At 40.1% G+C, this 14,951-nt stretch carries 16 protein-coding genes and 2 pseudogenes; 2 read left to right on the forward strand and 16 right to left on the reverse strand.

What is annotated here, in order from left to right:
* The first annotated feature begins 572 nt into the window (after positions 1–572).
* Positions 573–1,373, forward strand: a complete 801-nt coding sequence (locus tag HMPREF2963_RS05400; protein WP_070669119.1) for a peptidylprolyl isomerase — start codon at positions 573–575, stop codon at positions 1,371–1,373.
* 186 nt (positions 1,374–1,559) lie between these two features.
* Here the strand turns inward: HMPREF2963_RS05400 and HMPREF2963_RS05405 are convergent, their stop codons facing one another.
* From HMPREF2963_RS05405 to HMPREF2963_RS05455, 11 genes and pseudogenes are all read right to left on the reverse strand, one after another.
* Positions 1,560–3,101, reverse strand: a complete 1,542-nt coding sequence (locus HMPREF2963_RS05405; RefSeq protein WP_070669121.1) for an ABC-F family ATP-binding cassette domain-containing protein — start codon at positions 3,099–3,101, stop codon at positions 1,560–1,562.
* A 111-nt stretch (positions 3,102–3,212) separates the two neighbouring features.
* Positions 3,213–3,521, reverse strand: a pseudogene (locus HMPREF2963_RS05410) (DUF898 family protein).
* 17 nt (positions 3,522–3,538) lie between these two features.
* Positions 3,539–4,231 carry a 5'-methylthioadenosine/adenosylhomocysteine nucleosidase gene (locus HMPREF2963_RS05415; protein WP_006270172.1) on the reverse strand — a complete coding sequence of 231 codons (693 nt, stop codon included), beginning with the start codon at positions 4,229–4,231 and terminating at the stop codon, positions 3,539–3,541.
* 53 nt (positions 4,232–4,284) lie between these two features.
* A complete protein-coding gene (macP, locus tag HMPREF2963_RS05420; protein WP_003034247.1) occupies positions 4,285–4,593 on the reverse strand; it encodes a cell wall synthase accessory phosphoprotein MacP in 309 nt (102 codons plus the stop codon).
* 10 nt (positions 4,594–4,603) lie between these two features.
* Positions 4,604–5,155, reverse strand: coding sequence for an NUDIX hydrolase (locus tag HMPREF2963_RS05425; protein ID WP_003069956.1), 552 nt, complete (start codon positions 5,153–5,155; stop codon positions 4,604–4,606).
* Positions 5,156–5,163: 8 nt separating this feature from the next.
* The gene (gene glmU / locus HMPREF2963_RS05430; RefSeq protein WP_048801081.1) at positions 5,164–6,543 is read right to left on the reverse strand and encodes a bifunctional UDP-N-acetylglucosamine diphosphorylase/glucosamine-1-phosphate N-acetyltransferase GlmU; all 1,380 of its coding nucleotides are present in this window, start codon (positions 6,541–6,543) and stop codon (positions 5,164–5,166) included.
* A gap of 93 nt (positions 6,544–6,636) precedes the next feature.
* Entirely contained in the window at positions 6,637–7,077 is a 441-nt protein-coding gene (locus tag HMPREF2963_RS05435; RefSeq protein WP_070669123.1) for an ASCH domain-containing protein, read from the reverse strand.
* An 88-nt stretch (positions 7,078–7,165) separates the two neighbouring features.
* A pseudogene (locus HMPREF2963_RS05440) lies at positions 7,166–7,498 on the reverse strand (hypothetical protein).
* The gene (locus HMPREF2963_RS05445; RefSeq protein ID WP_070669133.1) at positions 7,495–8,232 is read right to left on the reverse strand and encodes a GNAT family N-acetyltransferase; all 738 of its coding nucleotides are present in this window, start codon (positions 8,230–8,232) and stop codon (positions 7,495–7,497) included. Before HMPREF2963_RS05445 ends, HMPREF2963_RS05440 begins: the two are co-directional and overlap by 4 nt.
* Before the next feature lie 20 nt (positions 8,233–8,252).
* A complete protein-coding gene (locus tag HMPREF2963_RS05450) occupies positions 8,253–8,951 on the reverse strand; it encodes a 3-oxoacyl-ACP reductase (RefSeq protein WP_070669126.1) in 699 nt (232 codons plus the stop codon).
* Positions 8,944–9,180 carry a DUF2829 domain-containing protein gene (locus tag HMPREF2963_RS05455; protein WP_003069968.1) on the reverse strand — a complete coding sequence of 79 codons (237 nt, stop codon included), beginning with the start codon at positions 9,178–9,180 and terminating at the stop codon, positions 8,944–8,946. Before HMPREF2963_RS05455 ends, HMPREF2963_RS05450 begins: the two co-directional genes overlap by 8 nt.
* A 194-nt stretch (positions 9,181–9,374) precedes the next feature.
* Here HMPREF2963_RS05455 and HMPREF2963_RS05460 point away from each other — a divergent pair, with 194 nt between their 5' ends.
* The gene (locus HMPREF2963_RS05460) at positions 9,375–9,578 is read left to right on the forward strand and encodes a cold-shock protein (protein ID WP_003069970.1); all 204 of its coding nucleotides are present in this window, start codon (positions 9,375–9,377) and stop codon (positions 9,576–9,578) included.
* A gap of 146 nt (positions 9,579–9,724) precedes the next feature.
* Here HMPREF2963_RS05460 and HMPREF2963_RS05465 read toward each other — a convergent pair whose 3' ends face one another.
* From HMPREF2963_RS05465 to HMPREF2963_RS05485, 5 genes are all read right to left on the reverse strand, one after another.
* Positions 9,725–10,363: an RpiB/LacA/LacB family sugar-phosphate isomerase gene (locus HMPREF2963_RS05465; RefSeq protein ID WP_006270137.1), complete on the reverse strand. Its 639-nt coding sequence runs from the start codon at positions 10,361–10,363 to the stop codon at positions 9,725–9,727.
* Positions 10,360–10,821: a GNAT family N-acetyltransferase gene (locus HMPREF2963_RS05470; RefSeq protein WP_006270143.1), complete on the reverse strand. Its 462-nt coding sequence runs from the start codon at positions 10,819–10,821 to the stop codon at positions 10,360–10,362. Before HMPREF2963_RS05470 ends, HMPREF2963_RS05465 begins: the two co-directional genes overlap by 4 nt.
* Before the next feature lie 12 nt (positions 10,822–10,833).
* Positions 10,834–11,262 (reverse strand): GNAT family N-acetyltransferase, encoded by a 429-nt coding sequence (locus HMPREF2963_RS05475; RefSeq protein ID WP_006270154.1) that lies wholly within the window; start codon positions 11,260–11,262, stop codon positions 10,834–10,836.
* 68 nt (positions 11,263–11,330) lie between these two features.
* Positions 11,331–12,719 carry an APC family permease gene (locus tag HMPREF2963_RS05480; protein ID WP_006270166.1) on the reverse strand — a complete coding sequence of 463 codons (1,389 nt, stop codon included), beginning with the start codon at positions 12,717–12,719 and terminating at the stop codon, positions 11,331–11,333.
* A 171-nt stretch (positions 12,720–12,890) separates the two neighbouring features.
* Positions 12,891–14,879 carry an ABC transporter permease gene (locus HMPREF2963_RS05485; protein ID WP_070669127.1) on the reverse strand — a complete coding sequence of 663 codons (1,989 nt, stop codon included), beginning with the start codon at positions 14,877–14,879 and terminating at the stop codon, positions 12,891–12,893.
* Positions 14,880–14,951: the final 72 nt, after the last annotated feature.

Here is a 14,951-nt window from a genome sequence, read left to right on the forward strand (position 1 = left end):
CTAGAATAAAGTGAGAAATTGGTCCAACAATCAGAAAATTCAAAAGAAAAGCTACAATAAAATTGGTTAGCCAAGTTCCTAGATAATTGGCTAGTGAAAGCGGTACGCTATTAAAAAATATACCATAAAAAGGCATCGGTGAAACCATGATCAGAACCATACCACCTGAAACAAGAATAATTTTCTACCAAGTTTTATGGCATTCCGTTAAAAATTTAAAAGCAAGTTCTTTTACAACTGATTCTGCTACAAGTAGGTCCAAGAAAAAAGCGATAAACAATCCTGGCACATATCCCATTGCTAAATGAATCCCCCAAAAATGCCCTACAACAGACAACTACAAAATGCTCATTTCCAAAACCCTCATGCTACACATGAGGACTGTAAAAAATAATGATTTCCTAAAATTCTTAGGCAGCAAATGCCTCATTTCTTTATTGCTAAACGCTGTTTTAGTACAAAAAAAGAGCCCGATAGTGCCTTTTAGTTAGCATAGATAACCCTCAAAAGATTTGAAAAATTAGCTTGTTTATAGTAAAATGTGAATAGTTTTAAATTCAGAAAGGACATGTATGAAAAAATTACTCATTTTAGCATTGGCTGGAGCCTTATTTTTAACAGGCTGTGGCAGCATAAAAAAAGCTATTCGGGGAAATGAGACTTCGGGATCAAGTACAACAACATCCAGCTCAGATACCACAGATAAATTAGCTGAAGAACGAAAAAAAGTATTGACAGATAAGAATATCTCTTTCCCACAATTGTCTGATAAAGTCGCAGATAATGAAGCACAAGTGAAAATAACAACGACGGAAGGTGCTATCACTCTAAAACTTTTTCCTAAATATGCTCCGCTGGCTGTAGAAAATTTCTTGACTCATGCTAAAAAAGGTTATTACAATGGCTTGATTTTCCATCGTGTCATCAAAGATTTTATGATTCAAACAGGAGATCCCCTAGGAAATGGTACTGGCGGGGAATCAATTTGGAAAGGAAAGAATGAAAAGATTGATTCTGGAAGCGGATTTAAAACAGAGATTTCTCCTTATCTCTACAATATCCGTGGTGCGTTATCAATGGCTCGTTCTTCAGATCCAAATTCTAACGGTAGCCAATTCTTTATCAATCAAAACAATAAAGATAATTCTAGCAGACTATCAAGCGATGCTTATCCTGAAAAAATCATTGAAGCCTATAAAAAGGGGGGGAATCCTAGCTTAGACGGCGATTATACAGTTTTTGGACAAGTTACTTCTGGTATGGAAGTTGTAGATAAAATTGCTACAACAGAAACCGGTGAAAACGATAAACCCAAAAAAGAGATTAAAATTGAGAAAATTGAAATCATCAAAGATTATACATTTAAGAAATAAAGACAAAACAGAGTCTGGAACTTTTTTGTTCCAGACTCGTTTGTTTTCTATACACAGTAGTTGAGTGGGCTCTAATGCGCTAATGTTTCAGCTTTTACAGACCTACTAGACCTTGCAGAGGTGAGATGGTAAAATCGATTTCTTACGAAATACCGATTTTTGTCCCACTCCCCGTTTTCTTTATTCTTACGTTAATTGATTAAAATCCCAAATCTGATCCATCCAGCCTTCATAGAAATCAGGCTCGTGGCAGACCATGAGAATGCTGCCCTTGTATTCTTTCAGAGCTCGCTTCAGCTCTTCCTTGGCATCTACATCCAGGTGGTTGGTCGGCTCGTCCAGCACCAGAACATTATTTTCTCGGTTCATGAGGAGGCAAAGGCGAACCTTGGCCTGCTCCCCTCCGGATAGGACTTGAATCTGACTTTCGATATGCTTAGAAGTTAGACCACATCTAGCCAGAGCTGCTCGAACTTCTGCCTGATTAAGAGCTGGGAAGGCGTTCCAGACTGCTTCGAGCGGCGTCTGACGATTGCCGCTTTCAACTTCCTGCTCGAAATAACCCAATTCCAGATAGTCTCCACGTTCTACTTGACCAGCTATTGGAGGAATGATACCTAGCAAACTCTTTAGCAGGGTGGTTTTTCCGATTCCGTTAGCTCCTATAATGGCAACTTTCTGATTACGCTCAAAGGTCAGATTAAGAGGCTGGGTCAGTGGACGGTCATACCCAATCTGCAAGTCCTTGGCTTGGAAAATAAAGCGCCCTGGTGTGCGGGCAGGTTTGAAATCAAAAGATGGCTTTGGTTTCTCACTTTGCAGCTCAATAATGTCCATCTTATCCAGCTTTTTCTGGCGGGACATGGCCATATTACGGGTCGCCACACGGGCTTTATTGCGAGCTACAAAGTCCTTGAGGTCTGCAATTTCCTTCTGCTGACGCTCATAAGCTGCTTCCAGCTGAGATTTTTTCATCTCGTAGACTTCTAAGAATTGATAATAATCCCCAGAATAGCGGGTCAACTGCTGATTTTCTACATGGTAAACGATATTGATCACATCGTTCAAGAAAGGAATATCGTGGGAAATCAGAACAAAGGCATTTTCATAGTTTTGGAGATAGCGCTTGAGCCAGTCAATATGCTCCGCATCCAGATAGTTGGTTGGCTCGTCCAAAAGCAGGATATCCGGCTTTTCCAAAAGTAGCTTGGCCAAGAGAACCTTGGTCCGCTGCCCACCAGATAGCTCCGTCACATCACTCTCCATACCGTAGTCCATAACACCCAAAGCCCGTGCAACTTCGTCAATTTTGGCATCTAGAGTATAGAAATCTCGGCTTTCCAAGCGATCCTGTAGCTCGCCCACTTCCTCCATAAGAGCATCAACATCGGCTCCTTCCTCAGCCATGCTCATATAAATTTCATTGATACGGGCCTCAGTCTTGAAAAGCTCGTCAAAGGCCGTACGCAAGACATCACGGACAGACTGACCTTGCTCCAGCACAGCATGCTGGTCCAGATAGCCAGCAGTTACATATTTGGACCACTCAACCTTACCCTCGTCTGGTAGCATTTTCCCTGTCACAATGCTCATAAAGGTTGACTTACCTTCACCATTAGCACCAACCAAGCCAATATGCTCACCCTTGAGCAGACGGAAGGATACATCCTCAAAAATAGCCCGGTCACCAAAACCGTGGCTGAGATTTTTTACTTCTAAAATACTCATCTTTTCTCCTATATCATTGATTGCAGTTCCTTGATTATACCATCAAAAGGGATTTTTTGGCAAGACAGAAGAAAAGGAAAAGCGAGCAACTCAAGTCTCGCTTGCTTGTTCTCAATTCGCATGATGAGTATGTTTAGTAATCCACTGGATCAGTTTGATATTAAGCCAAAAACCGTAAATACCAAAGGTAACAAGCGTCAAGAGCCACCACTTAATCCAATTTCCAAAAAGCTGTATTGCAGTACCGTCAAAATAGAGACGGTGCCCGTCAATGACCGTATGCTTTACCTTCCAATTATATAGGATACACATGCCTCAAGGTGCACAGATACCCAGCGTCAAAACTGTAATCAAGATAGCTAAAATAGCATGACCAATGTAAGAAAATAGACCACCATCAAAATAAGACTCTTTATACATAATATCTTCTCCTCTATCTAAACCAATTCTTTCAGAAATTGAATCAGGGTTTCTGCTGAGCGTTTCCCGGCTTCAAGAATGAATTCATCAAAAGTGACATTAGCATCATGGCTAGCTGTGTCGCTCATAGCTCGGAGAACCATAAAAGGTAGGCCAATCGAGTGAGTAGCTTGGGCAATAGCAGCGCCTTCCATCTCGACAGCTAAAACATCTGGAAAATGCTGCTTGATGCGATTAATCTTATCTTGACCGGCAACAAAGCTGTCACCTGTCGCAATTAAACCAACACGACTCGTCTGATGTGTCTTTTCTAAAATCTTTTTCATTTCAGAAACCAAATAACGGCTAGCTTCAAAATAAAGTGGCTGGCGCGCCATTTGTCCGTATTCATAACCAAAAGCTGTTACATCTACATCGTGGTATACTAGACGGTCAGCAACTACAATATCGCCGATTTCCAACCCTTCGGCTACCGCTCCAGCAGAACCTGTATTGATGACAGCTGTCACTTTAAAGTCATTGACCAAAACAGCTACACTCATAGCAGACATGACCTTGCCGATGCCGCTTTCTACCAGCACGACTTCATGTCGACCGATACTTCCTGTATGGTAAACATGCCCCAAACGTAAGTGTTTTTCAGCATTTTCTAAGTTTTCCACTAAGATTTTTAATTCCTCAGGCATAGCTGCAATAATTCCGATTTTCATTATTTCCTCTCATTCTATCATAAAAAAAGCGAAAGTCTAAGCTTCTCGCTTTTTTATAGCCAAATAATAGCAGCAATCAAAGCCATCAAAAGCAGGACAATCCAAAATAGAATTTTGTTTAATTTCGCTTGAAATACTCCACGTTTTGCATTTTCAATGCGTCGGCTTTTGGTTACCGTTGGTTCCACATCAATTTGCAGCGTATCTTGATTGAAGCCACTATTTTGAGAGGAATAACCAAATTGACTTCTGGTCGTTTTTAAAATTTTGGTTTCTTCCTCATCATGCAAAGGTGGACCTGAAATATCTTCACCACGATTTGCCCTTTCAATCATTTCATCTGTTAATAAAGGTCTTCCCATAAGCGTTCCCCTATCTTCGATTCATTTTCATTTCCCAATATTGGAGTGCAATAATAGTTTTTGCATCACAAATACCACCACTAGCAAGGAGAGCTTTCGCTTCTTCCAAGGTCACTTCATAGAGTTCTAACGTCTCGTCCTCATCTTGTGGACGAGGATTTTCAACTTTTGTCAAATGGCTAGCGCTATAAAGTCTGATTCGCTCATTGCAAAAGCCAATCGCCGAATAGAAATCATAGAGCAGTTCCAATTCACCTGTATAGCCGGTCTCTTCTTCCAATTCACGCAAAGCAGCAGCTTTAGGATCCGCATTTTCACCGACTTCTAACTTGCCTGCCGGAATTTCATAAGAGGTTGCTTCAATAGCTTTGCGGTACTGCTTGACCAAAATCATTTTGTCTTCTGGGGTTAATGCAATAACTGCCACAGCTCCATTATGAAAAATCAAATCACGATAAGCTGTACCTTTCCCAGCTGGTAGCTGAACTTTATCTTTGACAAGGTTAAAAATAGGGCCTTGATAAATTTCTGTTCGTTTTAGCGTTTTTTCTTCAAAATCCATAGCCGTTCCTACTTATTATCTGGATGATGTGGCAAGCGTTTTGCGTATTCATCTTTGTTAATCTGACGACCACGTCCGATGGCAATAGCGTCTGCTGGTACATCCTTAGTAATGGTTGAGCCTGCACCGACAAGAGAATTGTCTCCAAGCTCCACTGGCGCAATAATGGTCGAATTAGAACCTACAAAAACATTATTTCCAATGACTGTCTTAAATTTCTGCTGTCCATCATAATTCACTGTAATCGTTCCAGCACCAAAATTAACATTCGCTCCCACTTCAGAATTTCCAATATAGGTCAAGTGTCCAGCTTTGGTATTTTCACCGATAGAAGACCCTTTCACTTCAACGAAATTTCCTACATGTACATTTTTAGCAAGACGTGAATCTGGACGGACATGAGCGTAAGGTCCTACCGTTACACCATCTGCAACTATAGACTCCTCAATCATCGAATTTGTAATCACAGTTTGTTCTCCGATAATAGAGTCAACAATATACGTACCGTTTGTCAAAATGCTGCCTGCACCAATTTTCGTTGTTCCTTTCAAGGTAACATTGGCCTCAATTTGGACTTCTGGTTCAATTTCTACATCTACATCAATATAAGTCCCTTCTGGATTAACAAAACTAACACCATTTAGCATGTGAGCTTGATTGATGCGCCGATGCATAATGCCTTCTGCTGTTGCCAACGCTATGCGGTCATTAACTCCCAGACTTTCATCAAAATCCTTCAGAGTATAAGCGCCGACTTTTTCACCATTTTCACGGAAAATACTGATTACATCTGTGATGTAGTATTCTCCTTGCGCATTATTGGTGTTGATATTTTTCAATGCTTCAAAGAGACGAGCATTATCAAAAACGTAAGTTCCTGTATTGATTTCCTTGATTTGTTTTTCAAAATCCGAAGCATCTTTTTGCTCCACAATTTTGAGTACTTCTTCATGCTGATTACGGACAATCCGACCATAACCAAATGGATTTTCCGCTTCTGCTGTCAAAATCGTTGCAACATTCTTGTGATTGATATGAAAGTCAATCAGATTTTTCAGGCTTTCTCCTGTAATTAAAGGAGTGTCTCCTGCAATCACCAATGTTTGTCCTGCCAGTCCTTTCAGTGCAGGCTCTGCCATCATAACTGCATGACCAGTTCCCAACTGCTCGGTCTGACGGACAAATTCTGTCTGACCTGCCAATACTTGCTCAACCATTTCTGCTTTGTGCCCAATCACCGTCACAGTCTTTCTTGGTGCAATGGCAGTAACACTTCTAAACACATGTTCTAACATGGAAATTCCAGCAACTTTGTGGAGCACTTTTGGTAGATCTGATTTCATACGAGTGCCTTTTCCAGCTGCCAAAATAATTGCATAATTTGTCATAATAGTTCCTTTTATCAAAGTAAATTTACTTTATTATATCACTTTTTGTATCATTTGTTAAGATTCTCTCTGTAATGCTTTAATCTGCATCTTTTATAGCGGATAAACCTTGTGAAATTCTTCTAAGACAACACCGCTTTCTTGCGAAAATTCCAAACCGACTTCTGCCAACCACTCTGTAAAAAGTTCCTGATGGACTTGCTGCCAATAAGTCAATGATTTGTCTCCCTCTCCTTCCTTGAAAGCATGGTCTGCTGAGACTTGACAAAAAGGCACTACAGAGACTTTAGTAATTTTAATGATACAGACGGCCCTGCCCTGACTGTCTAAGATGACATCAAAGGTTCCTGCTTGCGGCAAGGGTTCATTTTCAATCCTATAAAGTTCATAAGCCGAAGCTGTCGCTGTCTTCTCTCCACGCAGCACCAAATCAGCCAGTTGATCTGCAAAGACTCCGAAGGCCCAAGCATCGATTTTATCGCCAATAGCTGGATTGATTTTCCTATATGCCTGCCACATTTCTTTTGGAGTCATATTTACTCCTGCCTTTCTAAAGTGAAAATTATTATTTATAAAAAATCTTCCTACAAATCTGTATCTTTATCAAAGTCAATAAAGCTTCTCATTCAAAATCTAAAAAGTCATCATGCTCATAATAGTAAAGCAGAGCCTGCAAGCACTCTTCATCAGTCGCTTCTGCTTTCTGCTCCATGACTGATTAGAGAACATCCGCAAAATCTTCACCATAATAAATCAGCTCCAGTTCTTGCTCCCTTACCTGTGTAGGGTAAACATCCTTAGCATCCACCACTTGAGGATAATCAGCAAGCAAGTAGCTAGTCTGAAAATTCAATCTTCCCTTCTCCTTAGCATACAAACAAAAATCATCATCTAGCTCTTCAGATTTTACAGCCTCAATGATGTCTTTTAAGAAATAGATTTGGTTTTTCTTCATTGGTCAAAACTCCCTTTCCATTCATAAGCCGGATAAGCTCCTAGGCACTGATAGCCGAGGCTTTCTGCAACCTTCTTGGAAGCTCTATTGTGCGCATCCCATAGAGGAAAGAGTGAGCGCTTTTGAGCTTCTAGAATCATCTGGGCTCCTAGGATTTTGGCCAAGTCCTGCCCTTGGTATGCTGGCTTTGTGGCAATTTCAATCTCAAGGGCTCCTTGATAGACCAATCCTGTTGATACAGCAGCAATGATTTCTTCTCCCGAACAGAGTATAAAGCCAAAACCACCCGCTGCTTGAAACTGTTTAAAATCAGCAAAGTCACCCTGTAAATCCTGGGACCAAACTTCCTCAGCTAGACGCTCATATCTCGTCTCATCAATCAGAAAAAGTTGGCAGTTTGCTGGTATCCTGCTCTGCCATTTCTCCAAAGCCTCTGTGTCAAAGTCGACCCTGTCCGCAAAAGCATAGCGAGTAAACCGATGCAGCACACTCTGGCTATCCAAGAACTCCTGCCAACTAAGCTCCTCGGAGATAATGACCTTGTCAGCCAAGCTATATTTAGTGCTATACTCCTGCCAAAAATCTGAATCCGCCTGACCAGCCGGAAAGATGAAATTTCCTAATTGGTATAGGCAGGCTGTCTCAGATTCATTTATGAAGAGCTTCCCTAGGCCAGCATCCAAGCCGTAAACAACCATGTTTTTAGACCAAGAGTAAAAATACTTAGTCTTCATTGCTTTCACCTTTGATTCCCTCACTTCAAACTCCAGCCACCATCGATTTTGAGAATTTCGCCCTGCATGGGCTGAGCTTTTCCTGAGGCGAGAAATAGAGTCAACTCAGCTACTTCCTCTGGTTCTATCCAACGCTTAATAGGGGTTTCATTTGCCACCCAATCTGCTGAGCCACCTGGTTCAAAATCTGCCGCAGTCATCTTGGTTTTGACTGCTCCTGGTGCAATTCCAAAAATCTGAATTCTTGCTTCAGCATAATCAAGTGCTAATTGCCTGGTAAATCCTGCTAAAGCATGCTTAGAAGAGGTATAAGCATGACCGCCACCACCAGCTAAACTCGATGCGATAGAGCACATATTGATAATGATGCCTGAATTTTTCTTCAACATCTGTGTCAGATAATAACGAGTTAATTCTACCGGTGTCACATAGTTAATCTCGAAAATTTCTTGGATTTCTTGAGCAGTCTGCTCCAGTAAAGGTTTATAATCATCTAGTACTCCAGCTGTATTGCAGAGGACATCTACCTGCGGACACCAGTCAAAAATCGGCTGAAGCGCCAGCGTTAAATCTTGTTGAAGAAAATGAAAATCTCCTGTCAGATTTGGTTCTTTAGACTGGTCTACACCATAGACACGCCAGCCATTTTCCAAAAAGAGCTGTGCCTGTGCTCGTCCAATCCCTGAACTGACTCCCGTCACCAATACTGTCTTAGTCATGAACTTCCACCCAGTCATCTGCTAAGACATCACAAGGAGTCGGGCTCCACATGGAAAAGCCTTCCCCTTCGCCTGACACGTTGATAAGAAAGTACGGAGTCACATCAAGTGTCAATCCATTTTGTTCAATGCTGTCAAAAAGCTGGATGTAGTTCTCTGCCCCACCCCAACCAGTACGAACGTATTTCTTCTTAGCTTTCAGACCTGGTAAAATTTCTTCAAATGTCATTATCTTATACCTCTTTCTTCTTTTCATATAACTAGTATAGCAAAATATGATGTCCTACGCTGTTTTTTCCTTGCCTTTTGCTGCTACTTTTGCTAGACTAGCAAGAGTAAATTAATTTTGAGTAAGTATTTTTGTTTTTCATCTTTACTTTTTCTATTTTTTACACAATCTTTTAGAGAAAGGAAGTAAGATGTATGACACAAGGTACAGTAAAATGGTTCAATGCTGAAAAAGGCTATGGTTTTATTTCACAGGACAATGGACCAGACGTTTTTGCTCACTTTTCAGCGATTCAATCCGACGGATTCAAATCACTGAATGAAGGTGACAAAGTAATGTTTAACATTGAAGAAGGTCAGCGTGGTCTTCAAGCAGTCAATATTACGACATTAGCATAAAACAAGACAAGACTGGAAATCCCAGTCTTTTTATTGTTTTAAAATGACGTTATAATGTCAAGCTCACTTTTTTACCATAAACAGTCAAATTTGCAAAGATAATGAAATGTGTAGGGACATCTACTTAGTGCCTCCGCTTTTTCATTTCACTTTTTACCTATTTTTTCTTTCAGCAAACGGATGAACTCTTCATTGGTTCCATTCGTTATAATAGCATTCATCACTATCTTTCTTTGCAACAATTTAGTGAAAGTATCAGTTGGAAGTTGTTCTACTAATTCTTCCCAGCTTCGTTTCGTCAACTGATTCAGGTCCTTTAGGGCACTTGCTTCCAACCGTTTTCTTTCCGCTTCATTTTCAGGATAACCCATACCAAACTCACCATCAAATAATTTATCCAATGTATATTGTAGGTTCAATTCTCCTTGCCAACCAAAATTTAACCCTAATGGCAGGGAAGTAACATTTCCTCCATTGATTCGTCCAAAGAGGAAAGCATCTTGTGGGGTCTCTATATAGCCACACAAAAGACCTGGTAAACTATTACAGGCAAGCATCATACCTTGACCTGAAGAACAACCTGTTACAACAAAATCTACTGCTCCACTTTCTATTAAGAGACTAATCATCATCGCTATCTCACTATAAGAATACTGCTCGTTCTCCTCCTCAAAAATACCAAAATTCAGCACTTCGTCAGACGATTGGACTGCTTTTTTTACAGATTCAAATAGCAGCGAATTCATATTTCTTCGAGTGGTTCCTTGGATAACCGCAACTCTCATTTCAACTCCTTTTCCATTTTGACAAAAAGGTAACTATCGCCATTGCTTTCCTGAGGCTGCCGCCCAATCACATTGAAACCACAGCTAAGATAGAGCTTTTGAGCTCTTTGATTAAAATCTGCAACTGAGAGAGTTAGGCTTTTTACTGAGATATTTTCTTCAATAAACTGCAGAATAGTTTGTAAAAACTCTTCCCCTTGACCTTTACCACAATACTCTGGCTTCATCCCTAAACCTAGCTCTTGCTTGTCTTTGCCAACTGGGAAAAGACAGAAAAAACCATACAATTCATCATTTTTGAGAATTTGATAATAGTGATTGCCACGCGCTTCAGGAGATAAAATTTCTTCATAATCCTCAGGATCTGCTTGCATATCATAAAAGCTATAAATTCCTTCATAATGCCAATCATTAGCAATTTCTTCTGCATTACTTTGCCTTAATGGTTCAATCTTCATAGATATCATTTCTCAAAATTCCCAATAAAAACGTTTCTGATCAGCTTTTTCCTCACAATCCAATTTTCGATAAAACTCATGAGCCTTCATTCGTGAAATACCAGAGTTTATTCGAATACCTGTGTAACCAGCTGCCACGCCCTCTTCACGAATAGCCTGCATCAAAGCTTTGCCATATCCCTGACCTTGAAAATCTTTGTCAACTGCTAATGCCAACAGGTTGAGTAAAGGCGGAAAATAGAGGCAATCATAGCTAGCTGCATGAGCATAGCCAATCACTTGTCCAGCTTGGTTTTTGGCTACTAAAATAATCTGTTCTGGCTGCTGCAAAACTCGTGCTAATTGAGCTTTCGTTGCTCCAACATCATAATTGTAACCCAAGATCTCCAAGTTGATTTTTTGGATAGCTGCTGCATCTGACAATTTTGCATGACAAATCATCAAAACACCTCATTTCTGCTTCTATTATATCAACAAACAGCCTAGCTGGCTGTCTGGATTAAAACTCATCAATTGATTTCCGAATGGTGGTAGCCATAGATAAAATAGATTATCGTTCCGACTAGTAAAGCAAGCCCAAATGCTAGCCAAGTGTCAGAGCCATATTGGCTCATGAAAGACAGGCAGATAATAATCGATAGGATAGGCGTCAAAGGTACCAAAGGAGTTTTAAATTCCCCTGCTTGAGGAAGCCCTTTGTCCTTTCGAAGCTTCAGAATAGCAACTGCTAACAACATCAAATAAGCCAATGTACAGATATTCAAAAAGGAGGCAATACTTGCTAAAGGAAACATCCCCGCACAAACTGCTGCAGCTATTCCCACCAAAATCGTAGCATTTTTCGGAACCCGGCTAGTAGCAGTTAATTTTCTAAAGGACTTTGGCAGCAAACCATCACGCGCAATGCTATAAATCATGCGCGACAGAGCATAAGTCATGGAAATGCAGACAGTAATCAACGTCAAAATAGCCACTACCGACACATAATTAGCCGCCCAGCTAAGCCCCACACTACGAAGGGCGAAAGCGACTGCATCGGCTACATCTAACTGGCTGTAGTGAACAATCCCTGTCAAAACCAATGTCACTAATATATAAAGAACTGTTACAATGGATAGAGACAACACAATCCCTCGTGGAACATTTTTTTGTGGCTCCTTTATCTCGTCCACCGCCATAGATATGGACTCAAAACCCAAAAAGGCAAAGAACATCAGAGAAGCACCAGCCATAATACCAACTTCACCACCATACAGTTTACCAAACCCAAATGGAGCAAAATGAGACCAATTTTCAGGCTTAATAAAGAAGATTCCTGCCAGAATAAAAAGAGCAAGTGCCGAGAACTTCAAGACAACCAAAGCAGAATTAAACCGCAAAGCTGCTCTAGAATTTAACAGCACCACACCAGTTACAAATACCAAAACCAGTATCGGCAGTAAATCTATATAAGTCCCCGCCTGCGGATTAAAGGTTCCATTGAGCATCTTGGGCATACTCAAACCAAATCCATTCAGCAAACCTTTCAAATAGGATGCCCAACCAGAGGCAACACTAGATACAGCCGTCATAAATTCCATAATGGTCAGCCAGCCTACTATCCAAGCTGGAAACTCACCTAAAACAGCATAAAGATAACTATAAGCACCCCCATTTGCAGGAATCCTCGATGCAAATTCTGCATAAAAGAAAGCAGACATGCTCACGCAAAGAGCAGAAATAATAATCGAAACAACTAAAGCAGGACCAGCTAATGTGGCAGCTGCCGTTCCAGTAATCGTAAAAATCCCCGTCCCTACCATAGCGCCAATTCCTAACAAAATCAAATCCAACAATCGTAAATGACGCCGCATGCCAGTCCGATCTCGACTAACATCTTTTTTTCTAAATATACCCATCCCAAACTCCAATTTCCTAGATTGAATTATTCTACCATAAAAGCAACTAAAAAGGAATCCGACAGACTATTTTTTATGAAGGAAATTCAAACAAGAGTAAGATTTAACTTACTCCTGTTTTAATTACTATGTCAATAACATTTTTCATTATGCTTATCACTAATCTCCAACTTACATTGACACAATCTTACGGTAACTGCGCGATGTGATGAGAAAGACAAGTATATAGACGATAAAGAAGATAGTACAAACACTAAGCGTAACAGTTAGCATTAATGATGCATTCAACACACCTAAAACTTTCAACATGAGACTCAGCATATGATAAGCAAATGCCAGATGCACAAAAGCGAAAGCAAGCGGTAAGAAGAACACAGTCAAAATTTGTTTGCGAATGGTGCGCTTGGTCTGCTTTTCATCTAATCCTACCTTTTGTAAAATTACAAAGCGGTCTCGGTCTTCATACCCTTCTGAAATCTGTTTGTAGTAGATTACCAAAACCGTTCCCAGCATAAAGACAATTGAAAGGAAAATACCAATAAAGAAAACGCCACCTAACATACTCATAATTTCCTGCACACCTTGGATTCTTGTATAACCATACACACCGGCATTATCGGGGAGCGTCGTATTGAACTGTTTCAGCTTCTTCTGGTAAGCTGTATCCAAATCGCCCTTTTTCTTATTAGAAGCCCTGATATTCAAACCGCCATATAATTCTGTATTAATCGTGTAATGTTGCTTTTGTAAATCCACCAATTTTTGTGGGTCATTGACCACCATAAAAAGTGACTGAGGGATAATGATATTATACTGATCTGTAATATTTCCAAGAACAAAGTCCTCTTTTAAAAGTTCTTTAACTATCAATTCTTGCCCGTTCAGCTTAAGAGGCTGAGTTTGCCTGATAGAGATTCCTTTTGCAAAGATTACTGTCTCATTATCTTTTAAATTCAATGTTTTGCCCGTCATTTTCCGATAATCATCAGCTGAAAACAGCAGAATATAAGCCTGTGGAGAAACTCGTGTTTCACCTTTTGGATAAATATCAAGCTGATTGCCCTTTTGATTTTTAATTCCCATCGAATAATATTGATAAGCAGTTTTCTTAGTGACTGTTAAATGATTCTCTTTTGCAAATTCTGTCAATGCCTGATCCAATTGAGCAGCTGGCACTCCCTTCCCCTTTATCGTATAATCTTGGGGATACATCACGCTTTTAAGATAACCAGTACCTGCATAAATATTGACACCTCCAGCCAAGGTGACCAAAACCATCGTTGAAAGAATCGCAATCGTTGCCAATCCCACTGCATTTTTCTTCATCCGAAAAATCAAATTGGACACAGAAATCATATTATTAGGTTGATAATAATACCGTTTATTTTTCTGAAGCAACCGTAAAAATACCGTAACTCCTGCATTGAACAGCAGATAAGTCCCTAAAATAACAAAGAGAACAGCTATAAAAAATATACCAATTGCTGTCAGTGGATTTTTGACACTCAGAGCTAGGTAATAAGCATAGCCTAAAGAAATCGATCCAATAATCGTTTGAATCAGAAGAAATCGTCCTTTTCTTTCACCGCTATTCTTTTCTTTGGCCAATTGCAAAGCATTAAAACGCATAATACGAAAGCCGTTGATAACCACTAAGCCCGCAAAGATACAGGCATAGGTTGCTACAACAAAAATTAGAACAGGCAATTGGAAAGTGGAAACCAAGACAACTTTTAACCCCATCAATTTCAGGAGGAAAGCGTAAATTAAATTATCAAAAACAACACCAAGACTAATTCCAATAGTAACAGTTGTTATCCCTAAAATGAATAACTCAATAAACGTCATGATAAAGAGATGGCGTTTGTTTAGACCCAGCATCCCGTAAAGTCCTAACTCTTTGGAGCGATTTTTCATGACAAAGCTATTAGCATAAAAAACGATAATTGCCGCAGCAATTGTCACAATAATCACACCAAGAGCTAAGACAAACACAATGGAGTCTGCTCCTTGCAATTGTTGCAAATGAGGATTAAAGGCTAAAGAACTAAAAATATAGGAAATCGCTACCGCTAAGCAAGTGGCTAAAGCGAATGGATAATAAAGTTTGCGATTTTTTATCAGATTAGAAATCGCTAATTTTCCCGCTAATCTAAGCACCTTGATTCACCTCGCTTGCCATGACCGTTAAGGTATCAGAAATCTCTTGGAACATCTGCCGCTCCGTCTTGT

The sequence above is a fragment of the Streptococcus sp. HMSC067A03 genome (assembly GCF_001814295.1).
Classification (GTDB): Bacteria; Bacillota; Bacilli; order Lactobacillales; family Streptococcaceae; genus Streptococcus; species Streptococcus constellatus.